This is a genomic window from Haladaptatus litoreus, assembly GCF_900156425.1.
Lineage (GTDB): Archaea > Halobacteriota > Halobacteria > Halobacteriales > Haladaptataceae > Haladaptatus > Haladaptatus litoreus.
In genome coordinates this window covers 1876673-1891973 of sequence record NZ_FTNO01000001.1, presented here as the reverse complement: position 1 = coordinate 1891973, position 15301 = coordinate 1876673, and the positions used below count along the sequence as shown (strand labels likewise).

The window sequence follows — 15301 nt, the reverse complement described above, 5'->3', positions numbered from 1 at the left end:
CTTTCTTGGTGCCCGTTCGAGAGGGAATATGTTACTGACAGTCTCCGGCCCGCCGGGGAGTGGGAAGAGCACGACTGCCGAGGGACTCGCCGAGATTTTCGGATTGGAACACGTGAGCGGCGGCGACATCTTCCGCGAACTCGCCGCGGAGCGCGATTTGACGCCGCTTGAGTTCAACAAACTCGCCGAGGAAGACGAGGAAATCGACCGCGATTTGGATAGGCGACTCCGCGAAATCGCCGTCGAACGCGACGGTCTCGTCCTCGAATCCCGCCTCGCGGGATGGCTCGCGGGTGAACACGCCGATTTCAAAATTTGGTTAGACGCTCCCCTCGAAGTTCGTGCGGCCCGAATCGCCGACCGCGAGGAAAAGACGGTAAAACAGGCCGCGACGGAAACCCGCGCCCGCGCAGGCAGTGAGGCCCAGCGCTACGAGGAGTACTACGGCATCGACATCACCGACCTCACTATCTACGACCTGAGCGTCAACACGGCACGGTGGAATCCCGAGGACGTACTCGACATGCTGACGACGGCCGTCGAGGATTACGACCCGGAAGCCGACGAGGGCAAGTATCCAATCACCGGCGTCTCATACGATTTCTGATGACGCTTCGCGGCCCACCAGACGAGCGTTCGCCCGACGAACTACTCGAATTTGGCGTCATCAATCTCGACAAATCGCCCGGCCCGTCGGCCCATCAGGTCGCGGCGTGGGTTCGTGACCTCTGTGGTGTCGAGCAGGCGGCCCACGCGGGAACTCTCGACCCGAAAGTCACTGGCTGTCTGCCGACGCTGACCGGCACGGCCACCCGCCTCTCACAGGTGTTCCTCGAAGGGTCGAAGGAGTACGTCTCCGTATTGGAACTCCACGACGAACCGCCGGAAGACATCGAAGCAATCGTCTCCGAGTTCGAAGCGCCGTTGTACCAGAAACCGCCGCGAAAGAGCGCGGTTTCGCGCCGCCTTCGCGTCCGTGAGATTTACGAGTTGGACGTGCTCGAAGTTCGGGACAGGCAGGCGCTCCTGCGGATTCGCTGTGAGAGCGGTACCTACATCAGAAAGCTCTGTCACGACCTCGGACTCGCGCTGGGAACTGGCGCGCACATGGGGCATCTCCGCAGAACCGGAACCGACCCCTTCGACGACACCGACCTCGTGACGCTCCACGACCTCTCGGACGCCCTCGGGAGATGGCGCGACGAAGAAAGCGACGACTGGTTGCGCGAAGTCGTCCATCCGGCGGAACGCGCATTGACACACCTTCCGAAGGTCACTATCGCCCCGAACGCGGCGGAACAGGTTGCAAACGGTGCGCCGGTGTACGCGCCGGGCGTCATCGACGCTGAGGATGCAGAGAAAAACCAACTCGTCGCCTGTTTCACACCGAACGGGTCGGCGGCCTGTCTCGGGAAGATGGTCGGCGATGCGGATGCGGAAACTGGCAAAGTCGTCTCGTTGGAACGTGTATTAGTCTGATTTCAGGATTCGACTCGTTCACAATCAACCTTTCTTCGTGGTACGAGTTCTCTTCTTATCACAGCCACTTTTGCAGTGTTGTCCATCGTTTTGATTGGCAAATTTCTGTCACAGGATGATGTACTACACTGATAAACGCTGTCTCACTCCTGCAAAAGGGGTTTATCTATGTATATTATTTGTGGTAATATAAATCGTCGAACATTCCTCGCCGGGCTCCCCGCCGTGGTGACGACGATTGTTGGCTGTTTTAGCGTCGGTGCCCTCACTGCGGCGACCACCGACCACCACACCCCGCCGATTGCCAGAGGGGACCTCGGAACGTACGACCCGGGAATGGCGCTTCAACCCGTCAAAATCGGACGATTCGACGCCGATTCTCCGCCTCACACAGTGAGTATTTGGAACGCGGGAATCCGGTTTCGAACCGCCGTGGTCGTGGTCACTGACCGCGAAACCGACGAAATGGTGCTCGATAGGACGTTCGAGTTTCCGACCGATTCGGTGGTGGACATCGCGTTTTACGAACCGTCCACATACGACGTGTCGATTCGAGTGTGGGATACGGGTGCGGAGGATTCACTTTCGGTTCCGTCGCGACTGTTCAACTGTAACCAGTCTCGAACGCAAATCGGTATGTTCGATTACGGAGCGATTCGGTCGAGTCTTTCGACGACATCGGTGTCGTGTACCGATTCCACGACGGAATCGGGGATGGACACTCCGTAGAGACTCACCCTTCGAAATCCATACTGTCGAACTCGTGGTTCGATTCGCTTCGAATCGTGGCGAGCTGGCTTCGACACATTGCTGATACACGCGAGTTTTTACCACCTGCCGAACACCTCCCGGTATGAAACTCGGCACCGCGGAATCCGCCCCCGGCGAACTCGCCACCGGGTGGTTCGACGTAACCGACCTCCCGACTGGCACCCCGGAACGGCTCCCCGTCCTCATCGCGGAAGGCGACAAAGACGGCCCGACACTCTGGATCACGGCCTCGATTCACGGCAACGAGGTCACCGCCCTCGCCACCGCACAGGACGTGATGCAGGAGAACCTCGAATCAAAAATTCGGGGAACCGTCGTCTGTCTTCCTAATCTGAACCCCGCCGGTCTGCGCCAAACATCTCGAACCTCGTACTACCACGGCGACGACCCAAACCGGTACTTCCCCGACCCGGACGCAGATGGGTCGCGCCCGCCGCGCGTGCAGGAACTCATCGACGGACGGATTTACGACGCCTTCGAGGACTCCGCAGACGCGCTCGTAGACCTCCACACCGCACAGGTTGGGTCGATTCCGTTCGTGATTCGGGACAGGGTGCTCTACGGAAGCGAGCGAAACGAGGCGGAAGCCAACGAACTCGCGGACGAACTCGAACGAGTAGTCGATGCCTACGATTTCCCGGTTATCAACGAGTACGCCGCTGAGGAGTACGTCGAACAGAACCTCCAGCGTTCGACTGCCGGTTCTGCGCTTAACAACGCCGGAATCCCCGCGTTCACGGTCGAACTCGGCGGCTTCGAAGTCGTCGAGGAGGATACCCGCGCAAAGGGCGTCGTCGGCCTCCTGAACGTCATGCGCGAACTCGATATGCTCCCCGGCGACCCCAAACCGACCGGCCTCTCCGCGCCCGTCGATTTCCCGGTCAAACGCGCGGTTCACCCGCACACCGACACGGCGGGAATCGTCCGACACCGCGTCGAAGCAGGCGACACCTTCGAGGAAGGTGACGTTCTCGCGGATATCGTGACGCCGCACGGCGAGTCGAAGGCGACCGTCGAGAGCGACCATGACGGCTACGTGGTCGGACGCTATCACGGCGTTTCGGCCTACGAAAACGACCCGCTGGCCAGTCTCGCAGTGCGGGACGACGGCGACCTCGTCGTCCCGCGAGAACAGAAGTGAAACGAAGGGCTTAACTCACGCACTCGCCTTTTCGGAGATGTAGCGGGACCGTGGGGTAGTGGTATCCTCTGCGGATGGGGTCCGTAGGACTCGAGTTCGACTCTCGGCGGTCCCACTTTTGTGAAGTAAAATGGAGCACGAAAAGCGAGCGGAGCGAGTCTTTCGGTAGTCCCACTTTTACGAAATAGAAATGGACGACGGACATGAGGAGAAAAATCAGTCGTGCGCCGAGCGTGGCAAAACCCGGTGAGAATTACACACCTGTGGATAAAATCGCGCTATAGTGTACGACTCTGTTGAATACAATTCACAAGTAATTCGTTAACCTTCATGTTTTGTGTGGGCAGATATTCAAAAGTTATAATTTAAAGAAAAGGTTGAAGTAATGGTTCTCTATTTTATTATTCATGTCTGGAAATAAAACTGCGCAGACGGCCGAAAACGCCGGTCGGCGCGACGCTCTCCATCAGAATCTCTACGACGACCTCGCGTTCAACGAGCTGGAATCCTCCTCCACGTTCACGCCGGAAATGGCAAAGGAGTTCTTCCTGGTTCACCGCGAGGATTCCATCGATACGATGGACAGTCCGGTCATCATCGAATGTGCCTATCCCGGGTGGCAGGCAGGTGGCGACCACTATCCGGCGGTGCCGGACACCAAAGAAGAACAGAGTTTGGAACTCATAGAAAGCGTGGAAGCAGGTGCCGCGGCGGTTCACGTCCACCCACGAAATGAACAACGACGCCCGCAGTGGGAAGACCCGGAACTCCTCGCCGAGATTTTAGACCCCGTGGAGGTGGAGTGCGGCGAAGTCGTCACGACGAGTCAGACGTGGACGACCGGGCCGCACGCCGACTACGTCACTGCGACGGAGAAACTGCTCCGATTGGGTGAGGATAACAAATTCTGCCAAGGGTCGGTCGTCCTTCCGATGGGACTGTTCGGCGCAGGCACCTACCACTCCCCATCGTCCATCAAGGAGGGGGTTAGATTCTTCGGGGAGAACGGTATCAAACCCGTTTTCCAACTGTACGACACGCACGTCCTCTACGATTTGAAACACCGACTGTTCGACAAGGAAGACCTGAACGAGGAGTCACACCTGTTGAACCTCTACCTCGGCGCGCATCACTCCCAGACGACGAACAACGACCCGTGGTCGTATCTCAATGTCATCTCCTCTATCTACAACACCCGCGAAACCGTGGACGACTCCATCGTCGGTGTCAACCCCGGTGGACGAAACTGGCTCCCGACGCTCATCCTCGGTCTGCTCGCCGGCGCAAACGTGGTTCGTGTCGGTATCGAGGACGCATACTGGAAATATCCGCACCGCGACGAAGTGATTCAGAAGAACTCCGAAGTTATCGAACTCGCCGTGGAGTTCGCGGAGATGCTCAGCCGGCGAGTCATCACCGACCCCGACGAGGCGCGGGAGTTCCTCGGCATGGAGTACACGTCGCCGCGCTGAGGTCGAATCTACAATAGCGAATCCCGTCATCCACGCCGGAACACTACCTGATTTTTCGGACGTTGCTGATGTCCAACCCATCGCCCTGAATCTCGATTTCGAAGCGGATGATGTTCTCGTCTTCGATGCGTGAGAGGACACCCCGGAACTCTCGGACGAACATGGTTCGGGCGCGTTCGTTGCCACCGCGCTCCCACTCGAAACTGATGGTGCCGTCCGTTGCACCCATCAGTTCGCCCATCTGAGTGTTCGTGATGCTCTCTTGGTCTACGAGGACGAGAATCAGCCCGCCCCACGATTGAGATGCTTTTTTCATCCCTTTCAACAACATCGATATTTCGTGCCAGTCTGCTTGTTTGTCTGGCAGGGGGATGAGGTCGGTGAGCGAGTCGATGACGACGAGATTGCCCGAGGCGTGGTCGGTGAGGTACTCTCCGAGGGCTTCGAGGATATCCCGACGACTGTGACTCTGCCCGAGGTCGGTGATGGTTCTGCGCTTTTCGACGTACCAGTCGTGGGGAATCGGACTCAACTGAAAGTATTCGGTCGAGAGGTCTTCGAACTCCATCAGTTCCGATGCTGGCGACACCAGTTCCTCGTCGATGGCGTGCGTGATTTCGGCGTGGATTTCTGGAGCGCTGGCGGTGAACGACACGTAATGAATCTCCTCGGGAAGGCTCGCACGGGAATCCACTTCGCCGTAGTGTAGGTCGAACTGGTCGGTGTCGGCGTGGCCGAGAGCGTTTATCGTCGCGCTGGTGTACGCGAACTCGCGCGCACCCGCCCCGGCGTCGCCTGCCAGCAGGACGACACTTCCCGGCGGGGAGCCGCCACCGATAAGGGAATCGAACTGGGAGACGCCGAACGGGATTCTGTTCATGTCGGTGACACTCAAGCCTACTGCTTACCATTTACGCTCGCCCCCGTGTTTCTCGGTTGAGCAACCAACACATCGCCGCCGACGCCCGCGGAATCGAGCGCCATTTCCGCCGCCTCAACCGCGCTATCTGCCTCTTTTCGCGTCGTTACGCCGTACACCGCAGGCCCCCACGAGGATTGTCCCGCACCGAAAATAGCAGGCGATTCTTCCATCTCGGTCACGAGTTCGCCGACAGGCGGTCGATAGACGCCTCCCTGCTCGTCGGCGTACCACGCGCCGTTTAGTCGCCCGATTTCGGCGACTCCGTCCCCGAACGTCTCCGGGTCGTCTCCCGCGATTGCCGGAAGCACCTGGCGAAGGAGTATCGCGGAGATGTCGTCCGCGATGGTGGGGTCTGCTCGTTCGACCACCGTTCGCATACTTTCGTCCTCGTTGTCGCCACTCCGACCGGGTTCCGCCTCTGGAAGCACGACCACGAAGCGCCACGCCTCGGGAATCGTGTGCTGGGCCGCGACGGGCGGAACCGACCACTCGCCGCGGGACGGGCGGTCGGTAGTGAACCGTTCGGTAGGGTGTCCTGCATCGACCACGAATCCGCCCCGCTCGAACGTCGAAACGCCGACGCCGCTTCTCCCGCCGCGGTCGAGCGCGGGCGCGTTGTTGCGAATTTCGGGTCGGCAATCGTATGCTCGCGCAGTTGCGGCGAGAACGGTGAGCGCGAGTTGCGTTCCGCTTCCGAGTCCGACGTGACCCGGGAGCGTTTTGTGAACCTGCAGGTCAATGCCCGGAACGTCCAAAATATCCGTTGCACAGCGTGCGTACTCTCGCGCACGAGAGTCGTCGCATCGTATTTCGTCCGCGGGCAGGGCTTCGACCGAGACGGTCGGTGATTCGAGTGCGACTCCAAGCCCGCCGTACAATCGCTCGTAGGCGAGCGAGAGGTTCTGAAACCCGAAGTGGAGTCGCGCGCCGACCGTCACCTGTGCCATACGTACAGGTCAGCGGAGGGAAAAAAGCCGATTTCGGCAGTGGCAAATTACCGCGGTATCGGGACCGTTTCTCGTTTCATATGGTCGAGGACGAACTCCGCGGCCCGCTTCGCACCGTTTTCGTGGCTGGGCGATTCCGGCGGGTGGCGTACCGCGCGGACGACGTGCGGAATCGAGTGTTCTACTTGGAACCCGCGAAGCCCTCTTCGTTCGATGACCCGCGAAACGCCGTGCTGTTCGTCCGTGAAGGGGTAGATGATGCACGGCGTACCTCCCACGGCGGCCTCCATCACGGTGGAGTAGCCCGAACAGACGACTACGTCGGCCGACCGAATCCACGGCAGGAGCGACGCGGCACACTCCCAGTCGTCGTCGCCGACGAGTGTGACGGTGTGGCCTTCCGCCCGAAGCATTCGCGCGAGTTCGTCGAAGTTCGTGGAGTACGTGCTAGGGACGACGAGGACACCAACGTCGTCCGGTGCCTCCGCGCCGTTCGGTTCGAGCGCGATGGGAGGGATGTGGACGACGCCCGGCGGGTCGCCCCTGTCTGGCGGCCAGACGGCGGGATAGAGGAATGCGTGGGCCACCGACAGTTGATAGCGATTGAGCAACCACGTAAACGCCTGTTCGACCGCGGCGTCGTAGTAGGACGCGGCGTTGTGGGTGAGTACGTACAGTGGCGTGTCGGTCAGTTGGGCAGCCATCGCGGCGAACATGTCGTCCGTGATGAGCGCGGCGGGGTCTTCTTGTCGGAGCCATCGAGCGAAATCGAACACCCGTTTCGCGCTGTTCGGAACGCTCCGCGTGAGAACGTCGAAAAGAGAGCCACCTTGATAGTCTCCGATGTAATCGACTGTCGCGGGGTGGTATGCCTCGTAGCCGTTGTATTCGATGAACTGCGACCCGGGACCCCCACCAGCAAGGACGACATCTGTTTCCGGCCCTTCCAGTGCTTGTGCCACGGCCAGCATTCGGGTCGCGTGACCAGCACCCTCCGGATAATGCGCGACGGCGACGGTCCGACTCATGGATGACTGTCTACGGTGCCGCGGCAAGTATATTTGGATTTTATGCGTGATGTGGATAAATAGTAGACAATAGAATGGCGTTCGGAGGCAGGCGCGTCAACGGGAACCGGTCGAAAGACGAGTAACTGAACTCAAGCGCAGTCGATGACGAGGATGTCGCTTGCTCCGCGCTGGAACTCGAACGGGACGGATTCGATTTCGACGCCATGACCGTCTTCTGCCAGTGCTTCGAGAATCTCGTCCAGTCGTGGATACGGCGTGCCTTCGAAGTCAGCGAGCGGGTAGACGCGGACTTCGTTCTCGGTGACGCGGGCGAGTTCGCACAGTGATTCGACGTGGAACTCGTGGCTGAGTCGGTCGGCGTACAGAAATAGTAAGTGCGCCGAAAGCGTGAGGGTGAACTCGTCGTCCTCGAAGGGGAGATTCGGGAGTTTCGCGGGGACGTACCGACCGGAGGAAAGCCCCACGGAGTAATCACCGAGGAACGTTTCGTAGGCGTTCGTCCAGTGTTCTCGAACGCCGTCTACGTCGCCGTAGAACTCCCATTCGAACAGATCTTCGACGCCGTCGAAGCCGTCGAGCGCCATTTCGATGTCCACCTCGCCGCGTTCGTTGAGGTCGCCGTAGTCGGACTGATACATCACGTCCGCGCCGACCGCGGAAATGCCGAGTTTGGTCGCCTCGGCGACGAACGCACAGGCACCCGACGGGCAGTCGAGAATCGCGGCGTCATCGAGTTCCGCTAAGTCGAGGTCGAACATACGCACGTACTCTTCGAGTGTGCGGCCGATGAAAGCCACATCCTCGATTTCGTAGGTTTCGTGCGTCGTTTCGAGTTTGGAAGAATAGTCTTCGACGCTCATATTTAGATACAATAGTTTGAAAATAATAAACTTATGGGTGTTATCATAAGACACACTTTACCAGTGGCTAATCAAATCGGTTTGCGTGTATAAGACGGTGCTGTCGTCTATCTCTGGTATTTCTCCTCTACTCTATTAACTTCCCCCCAAATTATTTAAATTGATAATAGTAACCTATTTAATATGTGTACGAGAGTGGCTTTTTATGGCTCAGATGGCAACAGCAGGTGCAGAGGTAAAAGGCGATTCACTCTCATCCCTCGTTGAGGGCGTCTCACGACTGTCGGACGCGTATCGAAAGCGCGTTATCGACGTGCTCGACAGTCACGGGATTCCGGAACCACAACCGGGCGAGTGGTACTCCCTCGAAGGCGCCATCAACGCACTCGACGAACTCGTCGACGTGATTGGCCCGCGAACCGTGAAAACGATCGGCAAGGAGATTCCGGAAACCGTCGAATGGCCGCCAGCAATCGACAACGTCGAAGCCGCCTTGACGGCGCTGGACGATGTGTATCAGATGCACCACCGAGGCGATGTCGGCTATTACGAGTTCGAGAAAACCGGCGAAACCAGCGGCCGAATGGTGTGCGAAACGCCATACCCAGCGTCGATGGACCAAGGAATCGTCGAAGGAATCGTCAAAAAGTTCAACAACAGCGGCGCGTTCGTCCAAGTCGAAGAGGACGAGGCGGCGGCCGAGCGAACGTTCGAAGTTTCTTGGTAAAAAGGGCGGATTCAGTCGAAGACGACTTTTAAAAACGTTTTGACACTGTATCCCGAACCCGATTTTCACTCCAATCTACTTCTCGATTCGCGTGGGTGTCTGTACCTGAAATTCCATTCGCGGGCAGTACCGAACTCGTGGTTCTCGGTGCGGCGTGGATAGTCCAACTGCTTCGAACAGCGATTCCGCGCTCACGTCGGCAGTCGCGGGATATAGATTCCACGGGTCGTGCTCGATTCTGGTCGTGAGTCCCGCTTGCGGGACGAACAGGCGATAGCGTTCCGAAAGGAACGCGGAGAGCGTCCCTGATTCCGGCGTCTTTGCAGTCCCCTCCGGTTCGTAGGTCGCTTCGAACTCGGCCGGGGGCGCATCGCGATGCATGCGCCGACTCCGAACTCGGTGGCGTGACCCGGAATCCACGACGATGTCTGCGTAGTAGTACGGCAGTCGGTAGAGTGACCGGGCGACGCGAACCGCGAGGCGACTGCTGGTGTCGAGGCTCAGAAAATAGACGCCCGTAGTGTGGCCGAGGCGAACGTAGGTTCGGAAGTTGACCTGTGGGAACGTCATTCCGAATTTCACTGGTACTCCCGGCGGTCTGGCGTTTTCGACGGTGGAAGCGAGAGCGCTGACCCACGCCTGTCCCTCGTCGGTATCGAGCGCTAGAGAATCCGGGACGACGGTTCGAAGCGCGTCGCGTTCGACCGGCCAGTGGACGAACAGGCAATCCTGCCACGTGAACTGGAGCGCACGCATAACCTTACGACCGCACGACGCGCCAGCAGGCGAAACAGCAGAGCGCGACACTGGCGGACATTCCCCCGACGAACAGCAGTTGGAACGCCTGATGCAAGCCGGTGCTGGTCACGGAGAAACCGAGGCGCGAGAGCGTTCCGGAGACGACTGCGTCTGCGAAGGGCATCGTCGCCGCGAACAGTGCGACCATTACGAGCACCTGCACTGCACGACCGGCGGGAAGGGGAAGGGCGTTTCGAACCGTCTTCGTCTGCATTACTCGTGCCGAGTATGTCACAATAAATTAGTGTTGTGGCCGAAAACCGACGGTGTAATAAGATTCAGTCGAAGATTAATAACCATGTCACGGCTGTCTCGAATCGGACTTCTTGGATTTCTCGCCCTCGTCGTGCTGTCGGGCTTTGCGATGTCCGCGGAGTTGGACAAAGTGCTCGCAATCGCGTGGGTCGCGTTCGCCGCGATGGCGGGGGCCGCCGCGCTCGGGTCGCGTTCGGGCGAGTCCACGCACGCGAGAAAACTCGTCTGGGCGTTCGGGCTGGCGAGTGGCGCGATGATAACCAGCGCCGCGGTGTTTCTCGTCCCGAACGCAATCGGTCATCATCCCCAATTCGGCGGGTTCGGTATCGCCTTCGGTATTCTAACCGGCTTCGGCGCGCACACCATCGGCCATCGACTGATGCACTTGGACGTTCCCTTCGACCACGCTGCGCTCGAACTGACTGCCCATTCGCTCACCGCAGGAGCCATCATCGGACTCGTGTACGGCAACATGCCCGAACTCGGCCTCCTGCTCGGACTCGCCATCGTCTCGCACAAAGGCCCGGCGGGCTACGTCGCGGCCCATCGCCTCCAGCGCGCGGGCAAACCCGTCTCGGTTCTCCTCCTTCCCGCGGCGGGCGTCGGCATCACCGCAATCCTCTCCGCACTTCTCAACGTTCCGTCCAGCGACGCGATCAACGGCATCGTCTTCGGATTCGCCGCGGGCGTCTTCCTCCACGTCGCGATGGACTTCCTCCCGCGCTGTGAACTCGGCGGCGAGGTGTACGAGGTCGCACAGCTCTCCGACGACGCACACCACCTGCTCGACAAACTTCGTACCCACGCCGTCGCCAGCACGACGCTCGGCGGCGTGGTCGTCTTCATTTTCTGGCTGACCATCGCACAGCCGTAGGACGAATCTACTTTGTCTCCCCGATTTTAACGTCGCGGTCGATGGTTCCGTTCTCCCACACGAGAACCAGTTTTTCGGCATAGTGACGATAGTCGTCCTGCCACGTTCGGAATCGACTCGCCGACGGTTCGACTGAACGATTTGGAAATCGTCGTCGTTTCTGTCTCCTTCGTTGTCTTCGTTACCGTATTCGATTTGGTGGTCGTGTTCGTCGTCCGTGTGGTTCTCGTGGCTTTCCTGTCGGTAGACAGACTGGCGCAACCGGCGAGTGTGATGCGGAAACGGAGAGCAGACGACGGCGTTTCATACGTCGTTTCGCGCGCCATCTGATAAATACTTTCAGGGAAGCGACTCTTTCACCCCGCACCTTCCTCGTTGCCGGAAGGCGTCTCGATTCGAATCCCCGGTATCTGTCCCGCTTCCACACCGACAAGCCCGTCCGGACATCGAACGACGTTGTTGATGACGAACGGCGTGCCGATTTCGACTGGCGTTTCCCGGCGTTCGACGTAGAGATCGCGTTGGACGAGCTTTTCGGCTCGTACCCGTCTATCCGTCCCGAACAATCTGGCCGTGTCCCGGTTTCGCCATTCGACCACGAGCCCCTGAAATACGTCTACCCCTTCGGGTGGCCACGGTTGGTCGAATCCACACCCGCCGACGGACGGGATGCCGGTGTCGGGTTCCGACTTGTCCGTGACGAGGACGATACGGTTCAAATACGAATCCGACAGCACGTCGGGGTCTTCGAACACCATTCTACGATTGAACCGAAACGCCCCTTGGGTCGCTCCGTGTGCAGTGCCAGCGAGTCCGACCGTCCCTGCCGCCAGTTCGAGAAATCGTCGCCTGTTGACTCCGTCCATACTTTCCCGAACCAGCACACAGCACGAACATCCCTAATGTTTGTCCCTGAAATTTCCACTGTCGAAAAAATAGTAATTTAAAGGCGTTAAACCGAATTTCGAACACGGACGATACGGACGAGATATTCGGAAATCGGAACTCGGCGCGCAGGTGGACATGGACGCACAACTCGCCGAAATGGGCATCGACGCGGCGGAAATTGACCGGCGAAAATCGTTTCTGGATTTCGATAGCGAGGATTGATAGCCGGTGCCTCAGAGACGGCGACTTGCGTGTCGAACGAGGTGTCGTCCATCGCGGGAACGAACGAGGAACTGGACGAAATCGTCACCCACCTCGGCGAAGGCGGGAGTAGTATCAACCGAATCTGAAACTGTGACTCAATTCGGCGGGTCGGGTGCGTGCACCCGTCTCACCGATTCTCCTCGGTTTCTCTCTCTCTTTTCGGTTTATCCCGTGTTTTTCATCCCTGCCGCAACCCCGGTTACCGTGAGACGGAGCGCCCGGCGCTCCGTCTCGGTGAGATGGGTTTGACGAAGGAGATTCACCTGAAGCAAGTTGAGCGGGTCAACGTATGGATTTCTCCGCCTGAGGCTGTTCTGGAGCCATTCTCGTTCGAGCAGTTCGTCACGACCCGTGATTTCCGTGACGAGTTCGACACAACGCTCGTGTTCCGCTTCCAACCGCGGGAAGAACTCCTCGCGCAAATCGTCCTCTGCGAGGGTCGCGTACTCTGCCGAAATTTCGAGGTCGGTGCGGGCCAGCGCCAAGGTCGCGTTGTCTAAGGTCGTACGGAAGAAGGGCCACTCCTCGTACATCTCCTGAAGCGTATCCATCTTCCCATCTTCGATGACGGCGTCCAGTCCGACCGCGAGGGCGTACCACCCCGGCAGAATGCAGCGCGATTGCGTCCACGAGAACACCCACGGAATCGCCCGGAGGTCTTCCACGGTTCGCTCGCCGGAACGGGAGGCGGGGCGCGACCCCAGATTGAGGTCTTCGATGACTTGAATCGGTGTCGCCTGCTCGAAGTAGGAGACGAACCCGTCCGATTCGAGCAGGTCGCGGTAGGCGTCGCGGGCCGTATCCGCCGCGATATCCATCGTCTCCGTCCATTCGTCGGGGAGCGATTCGGGGCCTTCGTCTATCGCGTCGTAGCGTGCGCGAATCTGGGCGTCCAGCATCTGTTCGACGTTTCGCTCGGCAATCGCGGGATTGGCGTACTTCTCGGCGATGGCCTCGCCCTGTTCGGTGAACTTCACCTGTCCGGAGACGGTTTCCCGTGGAAGCGCGAGTAGGGCCTCGTTCATCGGCCCGCCACCGCGGGAAATCGACCCGCCGCGTCCGTGGAACAGACGGAGGGTCACGTCGTACTCCTCGGCGATTTCGGCGAGTCGCTTCTGGTTCTTGTAGAGGCTCCAGTTCGCCGCCAAAAAGCCGTTTTCCTTGTTCGAATCGGAGTAGCCGAGCATGATTTCCTGACTACCGCCGCGTGCCTCCAGCGCTGCAGCGTAGGCTTCGTTTTCGAACAGCGTCCCGATGATGCGCCGGGCACCCGAGAGGGCGTACTCGGTTTCGAGCAGGGGAACCACGTCCAGTCCGGAGTACCCCGGCAAATCAACGATTCCGGCTTGGTCTGCCAGAAACAGCACTTCGAGGACGTGGCTCGCCTCCTCGGTCATGCTGATGCAGTAGGTGTCGATTGCCGTCTGGCCGTATTCTTTCTGCCAATTCGCGGTTTCCGAAAACAGCGTCAGCACCCGGCCAGCCGTCTCCGAAAGCCCCTCTGGGTCGAGGCTGATAATCGGTTCGTCCTGCAAAATCGCGTCCGTGAGCAGTGAAACGCGCTCGTCCTCGTTCATCGAATCGTAGTCGAACCCCTCGCGGGCCAGCGCCTCCGCAATCGCCGTCGTGTGGTTTTCCTGATGGTCGCGCAAATCCAGCGAGGCGAGGGAGAAACCGAAGGTTTCGACCTGCCGCAGGAGCGGGTCAACTTCCGTTTCCACGACCGCCTCCCCGCCGTTTTCGCGGAGGCTGTCCGCGATGACGGTTACGTCGGCCAGCAGTTCCTCGGCGTCGGCGTACCCGCCGGGTCGCACGTCGCCCACGCGGTCGATTCGAACCCGCATCAGCGCGAGTTTCTGGCGGTAGGGTTCGTCGGGATAGCGGTCGGTCGCCCGCTCGGCGATGGCGGGAAACCGCTCTCGGTCGCTTTCGAGGCTATCAGTGAACGCACTGCTCGTCCGAACCCTGTCGCCGTCCTGACTCAGCACGCCGGAGAGCCGTTTCAGCTCGTCGCGGTAGCGTTCCAACACGACTTCGCGCTGGTTGGCAAGCGTCTCCGCTGTGATTTCCGGCGTGACGTAGGGGTTGCCGTCGCGGTCGCTCCCGGCCCACGAGCGAAACGAAAATAGCTCCGGAACGTCAGTGTCGAACTCCGCGCCGACCGTGCGGTCGAGTTCGTCGTACACCTCGCCGACGATGTCGAACAGGACGTTCTCTAAGTACCAGAGGACGTTCCGCGCTTCGTCGGTCACGTCCGGTCTGCGCTTTCTCACTTGGCGGGTTTCCCACAGCCCGGTCACCTCGCTCTCCAACTGTCGCTCCAGTTTCGCCTGCTCCCTGTCGGTCAGTCTGCGCTCGTCCAACTCGGCCAGCAGAGCCGCGACCGACCGCAGTTTCGCCTTCACCGTCTTCCGACGCGCTTCCGTCGGATGGGCCGTAAACGTCGGCACCACGGAAACATCCTCAAGCACCCGCTGGACGGTTTCCCGGTCGGCATCCTTCTCGGCCAGCGTTTCGGCGGTCGCCCGAAGGCTATCGTCGAGCGTCCCTTCCTGCGTTCCCTCCCGAATCGCGCGGACTCGCTGGCGCTCCTCCGCGAGGTTGATGAGTTCGAAGTAGGTCGCAAAGGAGCGGGCGACGTGGCCCGACAGTTCCGGCGATAGACCCCTGATTTCGTCCCGAACCGCATCACGGGAGTCGGTTTCCCCGCGCCGGTAGTCGATTGATTCGGTTCGCAGGGTTTCGACCGACTCGAACGCCTTTTCCGAGCCAAGCCGAGAAAGCACGTCGCCGAGCAGGCCGCCGAGTTCGCGTACGTCTTGGCTAACGTCGCGGGTATGTAATCGCATACCACATCATCGTCGTGGCAATA

16 protein-coding genes and 1 tRNA gene are annotated in these 15301 nt (G+C 59.6%); 9 read left to right on the top strand and 8 right to left on the bottom strand.

The genetic code is table 11. The features are described 5' to 3' along the window. Positions 1 to 28 precede the first annotated feature (28 nt). From cmk to BW974_RS09950, 6 genes are all read left to right on the top strand, one after another. Positions 29 to 607, top strand: a complete 579-nt coding sequence (cmk, locus tag BW974_RS09975; RefSeq protein WP_076429978.1) for a (d)CMP kinase — start codon at positions 29 to 31, stop codon at positions 605 to 607. Continuing rightward, complete coding sequence (locus tag BW974_RS09970) at positions 607 to 1479, top strand: RNA-guided pseudouridylation complex pseudouridine synthase subunit Cbf5 (RefSeq protein ID WP_076429977.1); 873 nt, start codon at positions 607 to 609, stop codon at positions 1477 to 1479. The genes cmk and BW974_RS09970 overlap by 1 nt, the downstream gene beginning before the upstream one ends. Before the next feature lie 168 nt (positions 1480 to 1647). Further along, positions 1648 to 2208 carry a hypothetical protein gene (locus tag BW974_RS09965; RefSeq protein ID WP_076429976.1) on the top strand — a complete coding sequence of 187 codons (561 nt, stop codon included), beginning with the start codon at positions 1648 to 1650 and terminating at the stop codon, positions 2206 to 2208. 124 nt (positions 2209 to 2332) lie between these two features. Then, positions 2333 to 3391: a succinylglutamate desuccinylase/aspartoacylase family protein gene (locus BW974_RS09960; RefSeq protein ID WP_076429975.1), complete on the top strand. Its 1059-nt coding sequence runs from the start codon at positions 2333 to 2335 to the stop codon at positions 3389 to 3391. 44 nt (positions 3392 to 3435) lie between these two features. Beyond that, a tRNA-Pro gene (locus BW974_RS09955) sits at positions 3436 to 3506 on the top strand. A 292-nt stretch (positions 3507 to 3798) separates the two neighbouring features. After that, a complete protein-coding gene (locus tag BW974_RS09950) occupies positions 3799 to 4863 on the top strand; it encodes a 3-keto-5-aminohexanoate cleavage protein (RefSeq protein ID WP_076429974.1) in 1065 nt (354 codons plus the stop codon). Positions 4864 to 4906: 43 nt separating this feature from the next. Here the strand turns inward: BW974_RS09950 and BW974_RS09945 are convergent, their stop codons facing one another. From BW974_RS09945 to BW974_RS09930, 4 genes are all read right to left on the bottom strand, one after another. Then, positions 4907 to 5743 carry an RAD55 family ATPase gene (locus BW974_RS09945; RefSeq protein WP_076429973.1) on the bottom strand — a complete coding sequence of 279 codons (837 nt, stop codon included), beginning with the start codon at positions 5741 to 5743 and terminating at the stop codon, positions 4907 to 4909. A 17-nt stretch (positions 5744 to 5760) separates the two neighbouring features. Next, positions 5761 to 6732, bottom strand: coding sequence for a beta-ribofuranosylaminobenzene 5'-phosphate synthase family protein (locus BW974_RS09940; protein WP_076429972.1), 972 nt, complete (start codon positions 6730 to 6732; stop codon positions 5761 to 5763). 47 nt (positions 6733 to 6779) lie between these two features. Then, on the bottom strand, positions 6780 to 7760 hold the full coding sequence (locus BW974_RS09935; protein WP_076429971.1) for a glycosyltransferase: 981 nt from the start codon (positions 7758 to 7760) through the stop codon (positions 6780 to 6782). Positions 7761 to 7891: 131 nt separating this feature from the next. After that, positions 7892 to 8623, bottom strand: coding sequence for a hypothetical protein (locus BW974_RS09930; protein ID WP_076429970.1), 732 nt, complete (start codon positions 8621 to 8623; stop codon positions 7892 to 7894). Positions 8624 to 8828: 205 nt separating this feature from the next. On the opposite strand from BW974_RS09930, the gene BW974_RS09925 reads away from it, so the two are divergent. Next, on the top strand, positions 8829 to 9350 hold the full coding sequence (locus tag BW974_RS09925; protein WP_076429969.1) for a hypothetical protein: 522 nt from the start codon (positions 8829 to 8831) through the stop codon (positions 9348 to 9350). 75 nt (positions 9351 to 9425) lie between these two features. Here BW974_RS09925 and BW974_RS09920 read toward each other — a convergent pair whose 3' ends face one another. Continuing rightward, positions 9426 to 10106: a YqjF family protein gene (locus BW974_RS09920; protein WP_076429968.1), complete on the bottom strand. Its 681-nt coding sequence runs from the start codon at positions 10104 to 10106 to the stop codon at positions 9426 to 9428. Positions 10107 to 10110: 4 nt separating this feature from the next. Further along, complete coding sequence (locus BW974_RS09915) at positions 10111 to 10362, bottom strand: hypothetical protein (protein WP_076429967.1); 252 nt, start codon at positions 10360 to 10362, stop codon at positions 10111 to 10113. 84 nt (positions 10363 to 10446) lie between these two features. Here BW974_RS09915 and BW974_RS09910 point away from each other — a divergent pair, with 84 nt between their 5' ends. Then, the gene (locus BW974_RS09910; protein WP_076429966.1) at positions 10447 to 11277 is read left to right on the top strand and encodes a ZIP family metal transporter; all 831 of its coding nucleotides are present in this window, start codon (positions 10447 to 10449) and stop codon (positions 11275 to 11277) included. Between the two features lie 141 nt (positions 11278 to 11418). Beyond that, a complete protein-coding gene (locus tag BW974_RS09905) occupies positions 11419 to 11607 on the top strand; it encodes a hypothetical protein (protein WP_076429965.1) in 189 nt (62 codons plus the stop codon). A 26-nt stretch (positions 11608 to 11633) separates the two neighbouring features. On the opposite strand, the gene BW974_RS09900 is transcribed toward BW974_RS09905, so the two are convergent. Then, positions 11634 to 12143, bottom strand: coding sequence for a hypothetical protein (locus BW974_RS09900; protein ID WP_076429964.1), 510 nt, complete (start codon positions 12141 to 12143; stop codon positions 11634 to 11636). 450 nt (positions 12144 to 12593) lie between these two features. After that, a complete protein-coding gene (gene ppc, locus BW974_RS09895; RefSeq protein WP_076429963.1) occupies positions 12594 to 15278 on the bottom strand; it encodes a phosphoenolpyruvate carboxylase in 2685 nt (894 codons plus the stop codon). Positions 15279 to 15301 lie beyond the last annotated feature (23 nt).

Coding starts and splice junctions, on each gene's coding strand:
- BW974_RS09960 (WP_076429975.1), top strand. CDS start 2,333: ATGAAACTCGGCACCGCGGAATCCGCCCCCGGCGAACTCGCCACCGGG.
- BW974_RS09965 (WP_076429976.1), top strand. CDS start 1,648: ATGTATATTATTTGTGGTAATATAAATCGTCGAACATTCCTCGCCGGG.
- BW974_RS09900 (WP_076429964.1), bottom strand. CDS start 12,143: ATGGACGGAGTCAACAGGCGACGATTTCTCGAACTGGCGGCAGGGACG.
- BW974_RS09915 (WP_076429967.1), bottom strand. CDS start 10,362: ATGCAGACGAAGACGGTTCGAAACGCCCTTCCCCTTCCCGCCGGTCGT.
- BW974_RS09970 (WP_076429977.1), top strand. CDS start 607: ATGACGCTTCGCGGCCCACCAGACGAGCGTTCGCCCGACGAACTACTC.
- BW974_RS09910 (WP_076429966.1), top strand. CDS start 10,447: ATGTCACGGCTGTCTCGAATCGGACTTCTTGGATTTCTCGCCCTCGTC.
- BW974_RS09930 (WP_076429970.1), bottom strand. CDS start 8,623: ATGAGCGTCGAAGACTATTCTTCCAAACTCGAAACGACGCACGAAACC.
- BW974_RS09920 (WP_076429968.1), bottom strand. CDS start 10,106: ATGCGTGCGCTCCAGTTCACGTGGCAGGATTGCCTGTTCGTCCACTGG.
- BW974_RS09935 (WP_076429971.1), bottom strand. CDS start 7,760: ATGAGTCGGACCGTCGCCGTCGCGCATTATCCGGAGGGTGCTGGTCAC.
- BW974_RS09945 (WP_076429973.1), bottom strand. CDS start 5,743: ATGAACAGAATCCCGTTCGGCGTCTCCCAGTTCGATTCCCTTATCGGT.
- cmk (WP_076429978.1), top strand. CDS start 29: ATGTTACTGACAGTCTCCGGCCCGCCGGGGAGTGGGAAGAGCACGACT.
- ppc (WP_076429963.1), bottom strand. CDS start 15,278: ATGCGATTACATACCCGCGACGTTAGCCAAGACGTACGCGAACTCGGC.
- BW974_RS09950 (WP_076429974.1), top strand. CDS start 3,799: ATGTCTGGAAATAAAACTGCGCAGACGGCCGAAAACGCCGGTCGGCGC.
- BW974_RS09940 (WP_076429972.1), bottom strand. CDS start 6,732: ATGGCACAGGTGACGGTCGGCGCGCGACTCCACTTCGGGTTTCAGAAC.
- BW974_RS09925 (WP_076429969.1), top strand. CDS start 8,829: ATGGCTCAGATGGCAACAGCAGGTGCAGAGGTAAAAGGCGATTCACTC.